Origin of the sequence: Streptomyces sp. WY228 (assembly GCF_019287315.1) — a bacterium.
GTDB classification, from domain to species: domain Bacteria; phylum Actinomycetota; class Actinomycetes; order Streptomycetales; family Streptomycetaceae; genus Streptomyces; species Streptomyces caviscabies.
The window spans coordinates 1,552,128-1,569,021 of the sequence record NZ_CP079114.1; the positions used below are offsets into that span (position 1 = coordinate 1,552,128).

20 protein-coding genes are annotated in these 16,894 nt (G+C 73.0%); 4 read left to right on the plus strand and 16 right to left on the minus strand.

Annotation, left to right across the window (positions count from 1 at the left end; translation table 11 throughout):
* Window positions 1-480 precede the first annotated feature (480 nt).
* A complete protein-coding gene (locus tag KV381_RS06530) occupies window positions 481-1,263 on the plus strand; it encodes a hypothetical protein (protein WP_030085794.1) in 783 nt (260 codons plus the stop codon).
* 137 nt (window positions 1,264-1,400) lie between these two features.
* Entirely contained in the window at window positions 1,401-1,754 is a 354-nt protein-coding gene (locus KV381_RS06535; RefSeq protein WP_218784875.1) for a hypothetical protein, read from the plus strand.
* 97 nt (window positions 1,755-1,851) lie between these two features.
* On the opposite strand, the gene der is transcribed toward KV381_RS06535, so the two are convergent.
* The 8 genes from der to KV381_RS06575 form a co-directional block, all read right to left on the minus strand.
* Window positions 1,852-3,321 (minus strand): ribosome biogenesis GTPase Der, encoded by a 1,470-nt coding sequence (gene der / locus KV381_RS06540; protein ID WP_030631001.1) that lies wholly within the window; start codon window positions 3,319-3,321, stop codon window positions 1,852-1,854.
* Between the two features lie 76 nt (window positions 3,322-3,397).
* A complete protein-coding gene (locus KV381_RS06545; protein WP_103538231.1) occupies window positions 3,398-4,054 on the minus strand; it encodes a 1-acyl-sn-glycerol-3-phosphate acyltransferase in 657 nt (218 codons plus the stop codon).
* A complete protein-coding gene (cmk, locus tag KV381_RS06550; protein ID WP_030085802.1) occupies window positions 4,051-4,746 on the minus strand; it encodes a (d)CMP kinase in 696 nt (231 codons plus the stop codon). The genes KV381_RS06545 and cmk overlap by 4 nt, the downstream gene beginning before the upstream one ends.
* Before the next feature lie 167 nt (window positions 4,747-4,913).
* Window positions 4,914-5,999, minus strand: a complete 1,086-nt coding sequence (locus KV381_RS06555) for a prephenate dehydrogenase (RefSeq protein ID WP_218784876.1) — start codon at window positions 5,997-5,999, stop codon at window positions 4,914-4,916.
* Entirely contained in the window at window positions 5,996-6,358 is a 363-nt protein-coding gene (gene aroH / locus KV381_RS06560) for a chorismate mutase (RefSeq protein ID WP_030085806.1), read from the minus strand. The genes KV381_RS06555 and aroH overlap by 4 nt, the downstream gene beginning before the upstream one ends.
* A gap of 102 nt (window positions 6,359-6,460) precedes the next feature.
* Window positions 6,461-7,063 (minus strand): TetR/AcrR family transcriptional regulator, encoded by a 603-nt coding sequence (locus KV381_RS06565; RefSeq protein ID WP_030630992.1) that lies wholly within the window; start codon window positions 7,061-7,063, stop codon window positions 6,461-6,463.
* A gap of 5 nt (window positions 7,064-7,068) precedes the next feature.
* Window positions 7,069-7,431, minus strand: a complete 363-nt coding sequence (locus KV381_RS06570; protein ID WP_030630989.1) for a DUF1304 domain-containing protein — start codon at window positions 7,429-7,431, stop codon at window positions 7,069-7,071.
* A 95-nt stretch (window positions 7,432-7,526) separates the two neighbouring features.
* On the minus strand, window positions 7,527-7,982 hold the full coding sequence (locus tag KV381_RS06575) for a YidB family protein (RefSeq protein ID WP_086778454.1): 456 nt from the start codon (window positions 7,980-7,982) through the stop codon (window positions 7,527-7,529).
* Between the two features lie 174 nt (window positions 7,983-8,156).
* Between KV381_RS06575 and KV381_RS06580 the strand changes: the two genes are divergently transcribed.
* Both KV381_RS06580 and KV381_RS06585 read left to right on the plus strand, forming a co-directional pair.
* Complete coding sequence (locus KV381_RS06580) at window positions 8,157-8,594, plus strand: Rieske (2Fe-2S) protein (protein WP_103538233.1); 438 nt, start codon at window positions 8,157-8,159, stop codon at window positions 8,592-8,594.
* A gap of 56 nt (window positions 8,595-8,650) precedes the next feature.
* Entirely contained in the window at window positions 8,651-9,352 is a 702-nt protein-coding gene (locus KV381_RS06585) for a DNA polymerase beta superfamily protein (RefSeq protein WP_030630981.1), read from the plus strand.
* Here KV381_RS06585 and KV381_RS06590 read toward each other — a convergent pair whose 3' ends face one another.
* From KV381_RS06590 to KV381_RS06625, 8 genes are all read right to left on the minus strand, one after another.
* Complete coding sequence (locus tag KV381_RS06590; protein ID WP_218784878.1) at window positions 9,353-10,150, minus strand: DNA polymerase beta superfamily protein; 798 nt, start codon at window positions 10,148-10,150, stop codon at window positions 9,353-9,355.
* 3 nt (window positions 10,151-10,153) lie between these two features.
* Window positions 10,154-11,179, minus strand: a complete 1,026-nt coding sequence (locus KV381_RS06595) for an ADP-ribosylglycohydrolase family protein (protein WP_030630975.1) — start codon at window positions 11,177-11,179, stop codon at window positions 10,154-10,156.
* Entirely contained in the window at window positions 11,176-11,940 is a 765-nt protein-coding gene (locus tag KV381_RS06600) for an NUDIX domain-containing protein (protein WP_030630971.1), read from the minus strand. The genes KV381_RS06595 and KV381_RS06600 overlap by 4 nt, the downstream gene beginning before the upstream one ends.
* On the minus strand, window positions 11,937-13,016 hold the full coding sequence (locus tag KV381_RS06605; protein WP_218784880.1) for an AAA family ATPase: 1,080 nt from the start codon (window positions 13,014-13,016) through the stop codon (window positions 11,937-11,939). Before KV381_RS06605 ends, KV381_RS06600 begins: the two co-directional genes overlap by 4 nt.
* On the minus strand, window positions 13,013-13,669 hold the full coding sequence (pnuC, locus tag KV381_RS06610; RefSeq protein WP_218784882.1) for a nicotinamide riboside transporter PnuC: 657 nt from the start codon (window positions 13,667-13,669) through the stop codon (window positions 13,013-13,015). The genes KV381_RS06605 and pnuC overlap by 4 nt, the downstream gene beginning before the upstream one ends.
* Before the next feature lie 129 nt (window positions 13,670-13,798).
* A complete protein-coding gene (locus KV381_RS06615) occupies window positions 13,799-15,112 on the minus strand; it encodes a pseudouridine synthase (RefSeq protein WP_030630963.1) in 1,314 nt (437 codons plus the stop codon).
* Window positions 15,112-15,783: an SMC-Scp complex subunit ScpB gene (gene scpB, locus KV381_RS06620; RefSeq protein WP_030630960.1), complete on the minus strand. Its 672-nt coding sequence runs from the start codon at window positions 15,781-15,783 to the stop codon at window positions 15,112-15,114. The genes KV381_RS06615 and scpB overlap by 1 nt, the downstream gene beginning before the upstream one ends.
* Window positions 15,780-16,835 carry a ScpA family protein gene (locus tag KV381_RS06625; RefSeq protein ID WP_218784884.1) on the minus strand — a complete coding sequence of 352 codons (1,056 nt, stop codon included), beginning with the start codon at window positions 16,833-16,835 and terminating at the stop codon, window positions 15,780-15,782. The genes scpB and KV381_RS06625 overlap by 4 nt, the downstream gene beginning before the upstream one ends.
* Between the last annotated feature and the right edge of the window lie 59 nt (window positions 16,836-16,894).

The window sequence follows — 16,894 nt, forward strand, 5'->3', positions numbered from 1 at the left end:
GCGCATTCCCGTCCGGAATACACCGGGAATGCGCGAGCGTCCGGAAAGGCGCGCACGGGATCCCCGTCCCGCCACCCGGACCACCGCTGACCTGCGGGTTCCGGAATCTTTCGATCCGGATGACCGCGGGCCCGGACGTCACGGGAACGCGCCCACCGGCCACCGGTACGGTCGACCGGTCGCCTGCCCCGTCATCCGTTGGCCAATGCTTTCCTTCGAGCTTGACGAGGCTCCATGCCGGTAGGTTGCCTGCGCCCGGGTAAAAGATTCCGGGCGAGTGCCACGGCCGTATGCCGGGGCGTGCGACGAGCCGTGCGACGGGCCGTACGACGGGCCGCGGGTCGACTCCTCGACGTACCGATGTGTCGACCTGTTCCTCACTTCCGTACGCCCCGGTGCGTGACCCCGGCCACGGATCCCGCGTTGTCTCTTCATGAGCCGGGAACCACCCGGCCCACGCACCGAGTTCGAGGAGCCCCCGTGCCGCGCATGCTCGACGTCAGCCAGGACGTACGCGCCGAGATCGGCGACGACGAAGCCGACCGGCTGCTCGTCGGCGACAACGCCCCGGGCAGTTACGACTGCACCTCCTGCCGCACCCCCGGCGACTCCGACCAGGAACGCACCAGCACGGTGCTGTTCATCGGCGACGAGACCGCCGTCCTCGCGTTCGCCCACGCGACGTGCATCCCCTCGCAGGTCGTCAAGGTCGCGGAGGACCAGCTCCAGGGCGCGGTGCGCAGCATCACCGGCAGCGAGCAGACGAATACGGAGGGGCTCATGCCCGAACAGGCCGTCCTCGGCATCACCAGCGGACTCGTCCTCATCGAGGACGATCTCCGCCCGGCCCTGGTCGTCGAACCGACCGGCCCGGTCGCCCGGCCCGGCACCGACGGCAGCGGGGGCGACGAGTTCCTCCAGCTGCTGCTGGAGCAGGGCTTCCGCCCGGCCCCCGACATGAACCGGCTGCCGGAGGTCCTTCCGGGCTGGTCCGTGCTGCTGGCGGTGGGCCAGCTGCACGCCGTGCTCCAGCCGAGCGCCGGCGGCGGCAACCCGGTCGCCTGGTGGCAGGCGCACCAGCCGCTCCAGGTGACCGACGGCTGGCGGGCCGCGGTCAACAAGTCGCAGACGGTCCTCGTCTTCGCCGCCCCGGCCGGGACCATCGGCCAGCAGCCACGCGAGGACCTGCTCCGGGACGCCCTGGAGAAGGCCGCGGTCAACGGGCTCCTGGTCGCCGCGTCGATGCCGCTGGCCGGGACCTGATCATGTCCGCCCAGCTCGGGCACCCCCGCCGAACAGCGATTTCTCCGGCGGGGCCGCATCCGACGGGCGCTGAGGTCGTTGGCACCTACGTGCACTCATACGACTCCTCCCGCCAGCATCAGAGTCAGATCCCTGCCATGCGTCCTTCGCAGGATCCGTCGGGGGGCGTGTCCCCCACCCCGATCTACGACGCGCTGTACTCCGAGTACCGGCGCTCGTTCCGGGCGCTGCCGGGTGACCGCAGTGGCGAGGAGAATCTCGGCTTCCCGGCCTTCGGCGCCGGTCTCTTCGCCTCCAGGACACCGCTGAGCGGTCACTCCACCGCCTCCGGACACGGCAACGGCCACGGCGGGCACAACGGCCAGAGCGGAAGCGGCGGCAGCGGCGGCCAGAGCCAGCACACCGGGACGCTCGGCTCCTGGCAGCGGGTGGGGCGGCACGCGGGGCGGCCCCGGCCCGCGGCGCTGCCGCCGGGGTCACGCGACTCCTGAGGCCGTACGAAGGCCGGACAGAGCCGGGGGCGCAAGCCGCACGACGAAGCCCCGGACGCTCTCGCGAGAGCGTCCGGGGCTTCGTCGTGTGCCGGTGCTACTTGTTGCGGCCGCGCTTCTCGCGGACCCGGACCGAGATGTGGATCGGGGTGCCCTCGAAGCCGAACTCCTCGCGGAGCCGGCGCTCGACGAAGCGGCGGTAGCCGTGCTCCAGGAAGCCGGAGGCGAAGAGCACGAAGCGCGGGGGCTTGGTGCCTGCCTGGGTGCCGAAGAGGATGCGCGGCTGCTTGCCGCCGCGGATCGGGTGCGGGTGGGAGGCGACGATCTCACCGAGGAAGGCGTTGAGCCGGCCGGTGGGGACACGGGTCTCCCAGCCCTCGATCGCGGTCTCGATGGCCGGGACCAGCTTCTCCATGTGCCGGCCGGTGACGGCCGAGACATTGACGCGGGGCGCCCAGGAGATCTGCGCGAGCTCCGTCTCGATCTCGCGCTCCAGGTAGTAGCGGCGCTCCTCGTCGAGGGTGTCCCACTTGTTGAACGCGACGACCAGCGCGCGCCCGGCCTCCACGGCCATGGTGATGATGCGCTGGTCCTGGACGCTGATGGACTCGCTGGAGTCGATCAGGACGACGGCGACCTCGGCCTTCTCCACGGCGGCGGCCGTACGGAGCGAGGCGTAGTAGTCCGCGCCCTCCTGGAGGTGGACCCGGCGGCGGATACCGGCCGTGTCGATGAACTTCCAGGTGATGCCGCCGAGGTTGATCAGCTCGTCGACCGGGTCGCGGGTGGTGCCGGCCAGTTCGTTGACGACGACCCGGTCCTCGCCCGCGACCTTGTTCAGCAGGGAGGACTTGCCGACGTTCGGGCGGCCGATCAGGGCGATCCGGCGGGGGCCGCCGAGCGCGGTGCCGAACTTCTGGGCCGGGGCGTCCGGCAGGGCCTCCAGGACCGCGTCCAGCATGTCGCCGGTGCCGCGGCCGTGCAGCGAGGAGACCGGGTAGGGCTCGCCGAGGCCCAGCGACCACAGGGCGGTGGCGTCGGCCTCGCCGCTCTGGCCGTCGACCTTGTTGGCGCACAGGACGACGGGCTTGCCGGCCCGGCGCAGCAGCTTGACGACGGCCTCGTCGGTGTCGGTGGCGCCGACGGTGGAGTCGACGACGAAGACGACCGCGTCGGCCGTCTCGATGGCGTACTCGGCCTGGGCGGCGACGGAGGCGTCGAGGCCCAGCACGTCCTGCTCCCAGCCGCCGGTGTCGACGACCTTGAAGCGGCGTCCGGCCCATTCGGCCTCGTAGCTGACGCGGTCGCGGGTGACGCCGGGCTTGTCCTGCACGACGGCCTCGCGGCGGCCGATGATCCGGTTCACCAGGGTCGACTTGCCGACATTGGGGCGGCCGACCACGGCGAGCACGGGGAGCGGGCCGTGACCGGCCTCGCCGAGGGCGCCCTCGACCTCCTCGGGGTCGAAGCCCTCCTGCGCGGCGAGCTCCATGAACTCCGCGTACTCGGCATCGCCAAGTTCTCCGTGCTCGTGGCCCGAGCCGTCGGAGTGAATCTGGTCGTTCATGAAGTCCGTTCCTCTTTGCATCATCATCGATGGGCCGCGATCAGCGCGGCCCACTACTCAAGTACTCAAGTCTGGCCTATCGCCCGGTGAGGCGCTTGGCACTTTCCAGGTGGGCGGTGAGCCGCGCCTGGATCCGCAGGGTCGCCTCGTCCAGCGCCTTGCGGGTCCGCCGCCCGTCGCCGGCGCTCGCGTCGAACGCGTCGCCGAAGACGACGTCGACCCGGCTGCGCAGCGGGGGCAGCCCCCGTATCAACCGTCCGCGGCGCTCGGTGCTTCCCAGGACGGCCACGGGGACGATGGGCGCCCCGCCCCGTACCGCGAAATACGCGAGTCCGGCCCGCAGCGAGGCGAAGTCTCCTTCGCCCCGGGTGCCCTCCGGGAAGATCCCGAGGACTCCGCCGTCCTCCAGTACGCCGAGCGCGTGGCTGATGGCGGTGCGGTCGACGGTCGTACGGTCCACCTCGATCTGGCCGATCCCGTGCAGGAACGGGTCGAGGGGGCCGACGAACGCCTCCTTCTTGATCAGGAAGTGCACCGGCCGGGGTGCGGTGCCCATCAGCATCGGTCCGTCGATGTTGTGGGAGTGGTTCACCGCGAGTATGACGGGTCCGGCGGCGGGCACCCGCCAGGCGCCGAGCACCCGGGGCTTGAACAGCCCGTACATCAGGCCGATGCCGATGGACCGCCCGACGGCCGCTCCGCGCGGCGTGGGCGCGCCTGTGGCATCGCTCACGCGGCGACCCGCTTCCCCTCGACGAGGGTGACGACGCACTCGATGACCTGCTGGAGGGTCAGCTCGGTGGTGTCCACCTCGACGGCGTCGTCCGCCTTGGCGAGCGGCGAGGTCTTGCGGCCGGAGTCGGCGGCGTCGCGCTTGATCAGGGCCTCACGGGTGGCGGTCAGGTCCGAGCCCTTCACCTCGCCGCTGCGGCGGGCGGCGCGGGCCTCCGGGGAGGCGGTGAGGAAGATCTTGAGGTCGGCGTCGGGCAGCACGGTGGTGCCGATGTCCCGGCCCTCGACGACGATGCCGCCGGTCGCGGCCGCGGCGATGGAGCGCTGGAGCGCGGTGATGAGGGTGCGCACCTCGGGGACCGCGCTGACGGCGCTGACCTTGGAGGTGACCTCCTGGGTGCGGATCGGTCCGGAGGCGTCCTCGCCGTCGACGGTGATCGTCGGGGCGGCCGGGTCGGTGCCGGAGACGATCACGGGCTTGGCGGCGGCGGTGGCGATCTCCTCCGGGTTGCCCACGTCGATGCCGTTGTTCAGCATCCACCAGGTGATGGCCCGGTACTGCGCGCCCGTGTCCAGGTAGCTCAGGCCGAGCTTGGCGGCGACGGCCTTGGAGGTGCTCGACTTGCCGGTGCCCGAGGGCCCGTCGATGGCGACGATCACGGAGGGGCGTGCGGTTTCCACGGTGGTGGACACCTTCCTGGTACACGGGGCGGGGCGGACGGGCCTGCGGGCGGCCTCGTACCAGGTTACCGAGTACCGGGCGTGCCCTTGTACCCCGTACGGGGGAGGCGGGCCACCCGCGCGGGGGTGGCGCCGCTCCCTTCGTACGTGACGGGGCGGGCCGCCCGTACGGGACCGGGTCAGCCGCGGATCGACCAGCCGCGTTCCTGGAGGGCCGCGCCGAGGACCGGGGCGGCGCTGGGCTCGACCATGATCTGGACGAGGCCCGCCTGCTGGCCGGTGGCGTGCTCGATGCGGACGTCCTCGATGTTGACCCCGGCCCGGCCGGCGTCGGCGAAGATCGCGGCCAGCTCGCCCGGCTTGTCGCCGATGAGGACGGCGACGGTCTCGTAGGCGGTGGGGGCCGCGCCGTGCTTGCCGGGGACCCGGACGCGGCCGGCGTTGCCGCGCCGCAGGACGTCCTCGATGGCGTCGGTGCCCGCGCGCCGCTTCTCCTCGTCGGCGGAGTGCAGGCCGCGCAGCGCCGCCACGGTCTCCGCCAGGTCGGCGGCGACCCCGGCGAGGACGTCGGCGACCGGGCCGGGGTTGGCGGAGAGGATCTCCACCCACATCCGGGGGTCGGATGCCGCGATCCGGGTGACGTCGCGGATGCCCTGGCCGCACAGGCGTACGGCGGTCTCGTCGGCCTCCTCCAGCCGGGCGGCGACCATCGAGGAGATCAGCTGCGGGGTGTGCGAGACGAGGGCGACGGCCCGGTCGTGGGCGTCGGCGTCCATGACGACGGGGACGGCCCGGCACAGGGCGACCAGCTCCAGCGCGAGGTTGAGCACCTCGGTGTCGGTGTCCCGGGTCGGGGTGAGGACCCAGGGGCGGCCCTCGAAGAGGTCGGCGGTCGCGGCCAGCGGCCCGGAGCGCTCCTTGCCCGCCATCGGGTGCGTACCGATGTACGCGGCGAGGTCGAGGCCGAGCGCCTCCAGCTCGCGGCGCGGGCCGCCCTTGACGCTGGCGACGTCGAGGTAGCCGCGGGCCACGCCGTCGCGCATCGCCCGGGCGAGGACGGCCGCGGTGTGGGCGGGCGGTACGGCGACGATCGCCAGGTCGACGGGGCCCTCGGGCGCCTCGTCCGTACCGGCGCCGAGCGCGGCGGCGGTGCGGGCGGACGCGGGGTCGTGGTCGACGAGGTGCACGTGGATGCCCCGGCCGGCCAGCGCGAGGGCGGCGGAGGTGCCGACGAGCCCGGTTCCGATGACGAGGGCGGTTCTCACTGGGCGATGTCCTTGCGCAGGGTGGCGGTGGCGCCGAGGTAGACGTGGCTGATCTCGGCGCGCGAGAGGTAGGTCTCGACGTGCACGAGGATACGGACGACCCGGGGCATGGCCCCGTCGATGTCCAGCTCCTGGGCACAGATCAGGGGTACGTCGACGATGCCGAGGCCGCGGGCGGCGGCGGCCGGGAAGTCGCTGTGCAGATCGGGGGTGGCGGTGAACCAGATGCTGATCAGGTCGTCGGCGACGAGCTCGTTGCGCTCCAGGACGGCGGTCAGCAGCTCACCGACCCGCTCGTCCATGTGCCCGGCCTCGTCCCGGTCCAGCTGGACCGCGCCCCGGACCGCTCGTACCGCCACGTCGTACTCCTCGCTCGTCGCTGCTCCGCCGCGTCTTCGGCCCGGCGCTATTCGGTGCGGGCCGCCGCTCCGCTCAGCCTAGGGCGGCCGGGGCGGCGGCGATCACGGTGTTCCGTCCGTGAGACGGGCGGTGGCGTGCACGGCCAGGAGCATCCGCCAGATCCGGGCGGCGAGAGCGTCGGGGGCGACGGCGGTGTGCCCGTGCACCCAGTCGGCGAGCACTCCGGTGAAGAGTCCGGCGACGGCGCTCGCGGTGAGGTCCTGGCCGGGGTCGCCCGGGCGGCGGGCGCGCAGCTCGTCGAGGCTGCGCCGGCGGAGTTCGGCGTGGAGCAGTTCGCCGAGCGGTCCGCCGCCGCCCTCCCGGAGCAGGCTGCGGTAGACGGGCGTACGGGCGCCGACCTCGGCGAGCAGCTCGCCGAGCGGGGGCGGCGGGTCGTCGGGGCCCGGGGGCGCGCCGTCCCAGGCGTGCAGGGCGTCGACCGCCCGGGTGACGATCTCGGCGCAGGCCTCCACGGCGAGGGCGTGCAGATCGTCGTAGTGGAGGTAGAACGTGGCCCGGCCGACCCCGGCGCCCCGGACCACCTGCGAGACGCTGACCCGGTCGAGCGGCCGCTCCTCGCAGGCGGCGAGCAGGGCGGCGCGGAGCCTGGCCCTGGTGCGCGCGGTCCGCGGGTCGCCGCTGCCGTCCGTCACCGCGGGGCCCATCGGCCTCAGCCGGCCAGGAGGACGAGAGCGAGGGCGAGGGCGGCGGGCCCGGCCTGGACGTAGAGGATCTTCCGGCTGACGGTGGCGGCCCCGTAGACACCGGCGACGACCAGGCAGATGAGGAAGAAGATCTGCGTCTGGTGGGCGACCGGATCGCTCGCGAAGAGGCTCCAGATCAGTCCGGCGGCCATGAAGCCGTTGTAGAGGCCCTGGTTGGCGGCGAGCGTGGCGCTCTCGCGGGAGAAGGCGGCGGTCGTGCCGAAGGCCTTGCGGCCGCGGTCGGTGTCCCAGAGGAACATCTCCAGGACGAGGAAGTAGAGGTGGATGACCGCGACGAGCGCCACCAGAACCTGAGCTGCGACATGCATGACGAAGGGCCTCCTGGTCGATTTCCTGGACAACTGTACAGGAAATCGACCCGGGGGTCGGCGGCCGGACCGTCGGAGAGCTTCCGCCGTCCGGTTCAGAGCTTCTGCTGTTTGATCAGGTCCTCGATCGAGCCGCCCTGCGGGACCTGGCCGCTCGGGGTCAGCTTGTCGACCGTCTCGGGCAGCGCGCGGGCGATCTGCTCGGCCGCCTCCCGGGGCGAGACGCCGGAGTCCTCGGCGACCTTCCGCAGGGTCTCGTCGGGCAGCGCCTCGGCGATCTGGGCTCCGCTGACGGCCTTGTTGTCGCCGGTGCCGACCCAGGACTGCGCCTGGTCGACGAGGCCCGACCTGGTGAGCATGCCGATCAGCCCTTCGAGGGCGTTGCCGCCGCCCGCTCCCCCGGACGTCCCGCCCGTGCCCCCGGCGAGCGCGCCCAGCAGCGAGCCGAGGATGTTCCCGGCCCCGCCGGGCCCCTGTCCGCCGCCCTGGCCACTGCCCTGTCCGCCGCCCAGCAGACCGCCGAGAAGGCTGCCGAGATCGTTTCCCGCCATGGGTTCCGCCCTTCGTGAGGCGCGCGCCCTCTCCGATGAGGTGCGCGCACCGGCTCAATGTCGGCCGAAATCACCCCATCTGCCACTCGGGCGGGCGCACGGTCCGCCCGGTTGCTTCACCTGCGGGCCCGCCGCCGCGACGATGACACCACCCCTGCCACCGAAGGAGCCCCATTGAACGCACGGCGAAGGACGGTGCTGGCCGCGGGTGCGGCCGGCGCCGCGGCCCTGGCCACCGGCTGCGGATCCTCCGACGAGGGCGGCGGCGGTGACACGAGCGGGACGCCCACCGCCTCGGACGGGGCGTCGCCGGGCGCTTCGGACGGAGTCGAGCTGGCCGCGACCGGGGACATCCCGGTCGGCGGCGGAACCGTCTTCAAGGAGCGGAAGGTGGTGGTGACCCAGCCGGAGGAGGGTGAGTTCAAGGCGTTCTCCGCCGTCTGCACCCATGCGAGCTGTCTCGTCTCGACGGTCAGTGACGGCACCATCAACTGCCCCTGCCACGGCAGTAGATTCAGCATCACGGACGCGGCGGTCGAGGCCGGCCCGGCGCCCCGGCCGCTGCCCGCCGAGCGGATCAGCGTCTCGGGCGGAACGATCCGGCTGGGCTGAGGGCGGGCCCGGATATCCGGGGGCGCGGCCGCCTGCTCCCCCGTACGCTCGCGGCCATGATCACTCCTGCCGAGGAAGCGCTCGTACGCGACCACACGGTCTACGCGTGCGTCATGGGCTCGCGCGCCTTCGGACTGGCCACCGAGGACAGCGACACGGACCGGCGCGGTGTGTTCCTCGCGCCGACTCCGCTGTTCTGGCGCTTCGAGAAGCCGCCGACGCATGTCGAGGGCCCCGCGCCGGAACAGTTCTCCTGGGAGCTGGAACGCTTCTGCGAACTCGCGCTGCGGGCCAACCCGAATGTGCTGGAGTGCCTGCACTCGCCACTGGTGGAGTCCGTGGACGACACCGGCCACGCCCTGCTGGCCCTGCGCGGAGCGTTCCTGTCGCGGCTCGCGCACGGCACGTTCGTCCGGTACGCGCTGGGTCAGCGCAGGAAGCTGGAGGCGGACGTACGGGTCCACGGGGCGCCGCGCTGGAAGCACGCGATGCATCTGCTGCGGCTGTTGGCGAGCAGCCGTGATCTGCTGCGTACGGGCGAGCTGCGCATCGAGGTCGGCGAGGCGCGCGAGGAGCTGCTGGCGGTGAAGCGCGGCGAGGTTCCGTGGCCGGAGGTGGAGCGCCGGATGAACCGCCTCGGCGAGGAGAACGACGAGGCGGCGGCCCGCTCCCCGCTGCCGCCGGAACCCGACCGGGCGGCCGTGGAGGACTTCCTCGTCCGGACCCGGCGGGCCTCGGCGGCACGGGACTCCGGGTGATCAGACGTCCCGGAGTGCCGCGAGCCTGGCCCGTACGACGAGGTCGTGCAGGTCCTGAAGGACCGTCACCGCGTCCGGCAGCCGGGAGCGGGTCCGCGCCTCGTCCAGGACGCGGTGCAGCTCCGTCACGTCCCGGGCGAGGGTCTCCTCGTCCGGGCCCGTCGTCGCCGTGCCGTGTTCGGCCTCGGCCTTCGCGGCGATCAGGTCCGGGAGGTACGCGGGGGCGTCGGTCCCCTCGATCAGGGTGGGCAGATGGGCCAGCACCTCGCCGGTGCGCATCAGGTGGATGCCGGTGAGCAGGGCCCGGAAGGTGTAGAGCAGCGGCTTCAGTTCGCCGGTGTTCCCGTACAGCCGCCACTGCGTCACCGCGAAGCCCCGGTAGTGGTGGGCGTGGTTGCGGGTGAGGACGCCCGGGGACAGCGCGGCCAGCTCCGTGTGGAGCGGGCCGGTGTGCACCACCAGCGGGGACAGCAGCTGCTCCAGTACGTAGCCGTTGGGTCGGAGCATCAGCCGGACGAACTTGCGCAGGTCGTGGGTGACGAGGTCCAGCTCGACCCCGTCGCGCTCCCACATCCGGGTGCGGGTCTCCTCCGGCTCGTGCAGCCCCAGCAGGTCCTCGGCGGGCAGGACGTGGACCCCCCGCAGGTCCACGTCCGAGTCCCGGGAGGGGAAGCCGTACAGATGGGCGCCGGAGACCGTGGCGAAGGCCAGGGGGCCGGGGGCGTGTTCGAGATCCGGGCGCAGGTCGGTGACCGGGAGGCCGGCCCGCGCGAGGAGGTCGTCGATGGCGGTGGTCATGGCTCAAGCGTCCCAGAGCGCCGCGAGGGAGAGCAGATCGCTGCGGTACTCGATGCGCTCGGACCACTCCTTGGGCCAGGCCGCCGCGCCCAGGTGCGCCCCGGCCAGCGCCCCGGTCAGGCAGGCGATCGAGTCGGAGTCGCCCCGGGTGCAGGCGGCGCGGCGCAGGGCGGTGACGGGCTCCTCGGGGAAGAGCAGGAAGCAGTGCAGGGCGGTGGCGAGGGCCTCCTCGGCGATCCAGCCGTCGCCGGTCCGCTCGCACGGGTCGGTCTCCGGCGACGGGTCGCGCAGGGCGTCCCGTACGGTCTCCAGGGCCGCCAGGCACTCGTCCCAGCCGCGCTGGATGTACGCCTGCGGGGTGGCGTCGCCCGCGTGGCGCCAGAGGTCGCCGAGCCAGCGGGTGTGGTAGCGGCCCCGGTTGTCCACGGCGTAGCTGCGCAACTGCCCGATCAGGCCGAGGGGTTCGGCGCCCTGGGCGAGCAGGAACACCGCGCGGGCCAGCAGGTCGGAGGCGGCCAGCGCGGTGGGGTGGCCGTGGGTGAGGGCGGCCTGGAGCTGGGCGGCGCCGGCCCGCTGCTCCTCGCTGAGGCCGGGGACCAGGCCGACGGGGGCGACCCGCATGTTGGCGCCGCAGCCCTTGGAGTGCGTCTGGCTGGCCTCCTGCCAGACGCGGGTGTGTTCGAGCAGCCGGCAGGCGGTGAGGCAGGTGTTGCCGGGGGCCCGGTTGTTGTCGGGCGAGTGGTACCAGGCGACGAACTCGTCGCGGGCCGGGCCCACCAGCCGTTCGGGGGTGAGCAGTCCGCTGTCCATGGCGGTGCGGATGGCGCGGCCGAGCGCGATCGTCATCTGGGTGTCGTCGGAGACGACGGCGGGCGTCAGCAGGGGCAGCTGCCGCCAGGGGCCGAACTTGGCGAGGATGGCGGGCACGTCGTTGAACTCGGTGGGGAAGCCGAGCGCGTCGCCGAGGGCGAGCCCGGTCAGGACGCCGGTCGCGGCCTGCTTGGTGAGGGGTGGGGTGGCGATGGTCATCCGTCTCGTCCTTCCGGTGCGGAGTGGGGAGCGTCGGGCTGCGCCGGACGCAGGAGCGGCGGGTGCAGGGCGGTGGCGTCGCCCGCCCGGTAGAGGGCGGCCGGTTTGCCCCGTCCGCCGGTGCGGCGCGGCGGGCCCTCGACGGCTTCGACGAAGCCGGGCGCGTTCAGGACCTTGCGCCGGAAGTTGGGGCGGTCCAGCTCGACGCCCCAGACGGTCTCGTAGACCTGCTGGAGCTCGCCGAGGGTGAACTCGGCGGGGCAGAACGCGGTGGCCAGACAGCTGTATTCGAGCTTGGCGCCGATCCGGTCGTGGGCGTCGGCGAGGATCGTGTCGTGGTCGAAGGCCAGCGGCCCGGTGGCGCCCGCGTCCCACCACCGGGCGCTCGCCGCGTCGCCGCCGCCGCGCGGTTCGGGCAGGTCCGGCAGGAGTGCGGCGTACGCGACGGAGACGACCCGCATCCTCGGGTCGCGGTCCGGGGCGGTGTAGGTGCGCAGCTGTTCGAGGTGGAGGGCGCCGATCGTGCCGGGGCCGAGGCCGGTCTCCTCGGCGAGTTCGCGGCGGGCGGCGTCCTCGGCGGACTCGCGGGGCAGCAGGAAGCCGCCGGGCAGCGCCCACCGGCCCCGGAAGGGCTCCTGGCCGCGTTCGACGAGCAGGACGTGCAGTCGGGCCTCGCGGACGGTGAAGACCGCGAGATCGACGGTGACCGCGAACGGCGCGAAGGCGTAGGGGTCGTAGCCCTCGGGGGCGGGGGTGCTCATCGTTTCTCCGGGAGGGGTGCGGCGAAGTCCCAGCCGGTGGCGAGGAGTTCGTCGACGGCGGTGACAGCGGTGGCGAGCCGGGTCTCGGGCGGGCCGGTGACCTCGATGAATCGCCGTCCGGTGCGGGTGAGTTCGGCGCGGAAGCGGTCGGTCATCCAGGGGCGCAGCTCCTCGCCGTCGCGCAGCCCGTCGTCCTCGAAGGCGACGCCCTCGTGGTCGGTGAGCAGCCACAGGTGGTGGGCGGCGCGGTCGGCGATCTCCTCGACGAGCGGGTTGCGGCCGCCGACGTACCGCTCGTGCCAGACGGTGGTGGCGAAGGAGTCGGTGTCGCAGACGAGGACCGGGGATCCGGCGCGGGCGGCCTCCTCCTCGCGGGCGTTCTGGGCCCTCGCGATGAGCGGGAAGTCGTCGGTGGTGAAGGTGACGTCCTCCCAGGCGGCCCCGGGCCACCGCTCGCGCAGGGCGGCCAGCTTGTGCTCGCTGTACTCGCGGCCGTACTCGGCGACGTATCCGGTGCGCGCCCAGACCCCGCCGCGTGCCCGGTAGTGGGCGGCGAGCGCCCGCGCGAGGGTGGTGGTGCCGGTGGACTCCGCGCCGAGGACGACGACGCGGCGGGCGAGGGCGGCCCGTACGGGCGGCCGGAGGAAGTCCCAGCAGCCGGCCGGGTCCTGGCGCACGGCGGTGCCGGAGACCGGGAAGAGGGTGCGGTCGGGGTCGACGAGGACGGACGCGGCGCCGAAGCGGCGGCCGAGCTCCTCCCCGTACGCCTCCGAGGTGAAGACCGCATCCACCCGCTCGGGCACGGCGGCGGTGAAGACGGCCATGTGCGCGTCCCAGACCGCGGGATCGTTGACGTCCATGTGCGTGTCGTCGACCGCGCCGACCACCGTGACGTCCGGGTGGATCTCGCGCATCCAGGCGACCCGGTCGGCGAGCGGGACGGACTCCACGGAGGCGGCGCAGACCAGCACGGTCAGCCGTTCGCAGCGGTCCTGGGCGGTCCGGACGAGGTGGTGGTGGCCGGCGTGCGGCGGGTAGAACTTGCCGAGGACCAGGCCGTGTTCGTAGCGCTTCATACGGCGGCCGCCTCCGGGGTCCGTGCGGTGCGTGCGGTCAGGTCGCGGTGCCAGTTGCGCAGGCCGATCAGGCAGAGCGCGAGGAATCCGGCGTACAGCAGCGAGGTCAGGTACAGCCCCTTGTGGGCGTAGAGCGGGATGTAGACCACGTCGGCGGCGATCCACAGCCACCAGGACTCCAGCCGCTTGCGGCACTGCCCGTACGTCGCCATCAGCGACAGGGACGTCGTCAGCGCGTCCCAGAACGGGACGGTGGAGTCGGTGGCCCGGGACAGCAGCAGGGTGATCCCGGCGGTCCCCACCACCCCCGCCGCGAGCAGCCAGGCCCATTCGGTGCGGGTCGTCCTGCGCACCGGCAGGACCGATGTCCCTGGTCCACCCCCGTGGGTCCAGGTCCACCAGCCGTACGCGGCGAGGGTGATGAAGACGATCTGGAGGCCGGCGTCGGCGTACAGACCGGACTGGGCGAACAGCAGGATGAAGAAGAGGTTGTTGGCGATGCCGATCGGCCAGTTGGCGAGGTGCTGGCGGGCCACGAGCCAGACGCAGAGCGCCCCGCTGCCGAAGCCCAGCAACTCGGTCCAGCTGACCGGGGTGTCCAGGATCGTCACCAGGGGCTGTTGCAGGGGATCGAGTACGTCCGCGAGACTCACGCCCGCCTCCTTCTTTATAGTCACTCTGACTATAAAGGGTGGACGGGGAACGCGAAAGGCCCGCGGCCGGTTCTGTTCGGAAAGTTCGAACAGAACCGGCCGCGGGCCGTCGCGTGGGTGCGGATGCGGCTAGAGGCCGACCTCGCGCATCAGCATGCCGACCTCGGTGTTGGTGAGGCGGCGCAGCCAGCCGGACTTCTGGTCGCCCAGCGGGATCGGCCCGAAGGACGTCCGCACGAGCCGCTCGACCGGGAAGCCCGCCTCGGCGAGCATCCGGCGGACGATGTGCTTGCGGCCCTCGTGGAGGGTCACCTCGACCAGGTAGTTCTTGCCGGTGTTCTCGACGACGCGGAAGTGGTCGGCGCGGGCGTAGCCGTCCTCCAGCTGGATGCCGTCCTTGAGCCGCTTGCCGAGGTCGCGCGGCAGCGGGCCCTGGACGGCGGCCAGGTAGGTCTTCTTCACGCCGTACTTCGGGTGCGTGAGGCGGTGGGCCAGCTCACCGTGGTTGGTGAGCATGATGATGCCCTCCGTCTCGGTGTCCAGCCGGCCGACGTGGAACAGCCGCGTCTCGCGGTTGGTCACGTAGTCGCCGAGGCACTGACGGCCGTCCGGGTCCTCCATCGAGGAGACGACACCGGCGGGCTTGTTCAGCGCGAAGAAGAGATACGACTGGGCGGCGACGGTGAGGCCGTCGACCTTGATCTCGTCCTTGTGCACGTCGACGCGCATGCCCTGCTCGACGACGATCTCGCCGTTGACCTCGACGCGGGACTGCTCGATCAGCTCCTCGCACGCGCGGCGCGAGCCCATGCCGGCCCGGGCAAGGACCTTCTGCAGCCGCTCGCCCTCCTGCTCGGCGCCCGGGTGGGTCTTGGGCAGCTTGATGTCGGGCTTGTTCGCGTACCGGTCGCGGTTGCGCTGCTCGATCTTGGCGTCCAGCTCACGGGGGCGCGAGGGGGCGCCGCCGCGCCGGAAGCCGCCGCGGTTGCCGCCCTGTGCGGGCTTCGGGCCGCCCTTGGCGCCGCCGCGGGCCGCCGAGCCGCGGCCCTTGCGGGGGCCGTCCTCGCCGCCCCGGGCGCCGGGGGCGTCGTTGCCGACGTCGTAGCGGCGCTCCTCCGGGCGGGGACGGCGGGGGCGCTGCTCCTGCTCGTCACGTCCGCCCTGGAAGCTCTTGCGCCCGTCCTGAGAGCCCGGACGGCCGCCCTGGCCGCCGGGACGCCCGCCCGGGGCTCCGGGACGCCCGCCCTGGCTGCCGCCGCGTCCGCCGCCGCCCTGGCCGCCGGAGCGCCCGCCCGGGCCGCCGCCCTGGCCCTGGCGGAAGGACCCACCGCCGTCACGCCCGCCCTGACCGCGTCCGCCGCCCTGACCGGGACGGCCGCCCTGACCGCCGCTCCGGCCGCTGCCGCCGCTGCCGCTTCCGCTGTTCCTGCCACTGCTTCGCATCAAAATTCCGTCTTGTCGTCTGCGTGAGTATCCGGGGTGTCCGGTGCGTCCGGATCGAACGACGGCACACCCTCTAGCGTCTCAGCCTCGATCGCGTCCGCCTCCGGGAGGAAGGGCGCGAGCTCCGGGAGCTCGTCCAGGCCGCGCAGGCCCATTCGCTCCAGAAAGTAGTTCGTCGTCCTGTACAGGATCGCACCTGTTTCGGGTTCCGCGCCCGCCTCGGCCACCAGGCCCCTCTGGAGGAGGGTCCGCATGACCCCGTCGCAGTTCACTCCGCGCACCGCCGAGACCCTGGACCGGCTCACCGGCTGCCGGTACGCGACGACCGCCAGGGTCTCCAGCGCGGCCTGGGTGAGCCGGGCGTGCTGGCCGTCCAGGACGAAGCCCTCCACGGCCGCCGCGTACTCGGGCCGGGTGTAGAACCGCCAGCCGCCCGCGACGAGCCGCAGGTCGAAGCCCCGGCGCTGCACGGTGTACTCGTCGGCCAGCTCCCGCAGCGCGTCCGCCACGGCCCGGCGGGGCCGCTGGAGCACCTTGGCGAGGTGGTCGACGGTGGCGGGCTCGTCGACGACCATGAGGACCGCCTCCAGGGCGGGCTTGAGATCGAGCGAGGCGACCGCGCTGCCGTCGTCCGGTCCGCCGTCGTCCTGTGCGGTGGGCTGCGCGCTCATTCCCGTACGTCCTCCTCTTCGGGGGTCCCGTTCAGCTCCTGGTCGAACTCGTCCGTCACCACCGGCTCCGCGCCCTCCCCGCCGCACCAGGCCACCAGCAGATCGCCCAGCGCCTCGTCCTGGTCCAGGGTGACGGCCTTCTCGCGGTAGAGCTCCAGCAGGGCCAGGAAGCGGGCGACCACGGTCAGGGTGTCCGGCGCGTCCTCGGTCAGCACCCGGAAGCTCACCGCCGCCCCGGCCTCGCGCAGCCGCTCCACCACCAGGCCCGCCTGCTCCCGGACGCTGACCAGCGGGGCGTGGATGTGGTCGACGTACACCTGGGGCTTCGGCTTCGGCTGCATCGCCTTCACCGCGAGCTTCGCGAAGCCCTCGGGCCCGATGCTGATGACCACCTCGGGCAGCAGCGCGGCGTGGTGGTCCTCCAGCCCGACGGTACGGGGGTGGCGGCGGGCCTCCGACTCCAGACGGCCCTGGAAGATCTCGGCGATCTGCTTGTACGCGCGGTACTGCAGCAGCCGCGCGAAGAGCAGGTCCCGCGCCTCCAGGAGCGCGAGATCGGCCTCGTCCTCGACCTCGGCCGCGGGCAGCAGCCGGGCGGCCTTGAGGTCGAGCAGCGTGGCGGCGACGACGAGGAACTCGGTGGTCTGGTCGAGGTCCCAGTCGGGGCCCATGGCACGGATGTACGCCATGAACTCGTCGGTGACCTTGGAGAGCGCGACCTCGGTGACGTCCAGCTTGTGCTTGGAGATCAGCTGGAGGAGGAGATCGAAGGGACCCTCGAAGTTCACCAGGCGGACGGTGAACCGCTTGTCGTCGCTCTCAGGCTGTTCCTTGCCCTCTTCGCCCTCTTCGCCCTCTTCCACGGGCTCCGGCTCGGCCGCCGGTACGGGCGCCGGCTCGACCGCCGGTACGGGAACGGCCTCCGGCTCCGGTACGGGCGCCGGCTGCGTCGCGGGCTCCGGTACGGCTTCCGGCTCCGGGAACGCCGCCACGCCCGGCCCCCGCCCCAGGGCACGGCGGCGCGGGGTGGCGGTGTCGTCGGGCGTGGGCATGGGGATCCAGGGGTGGGGCGGTGGCGTGGACGGGCCGCGCCGGTCGGCGGGTCCAGGGC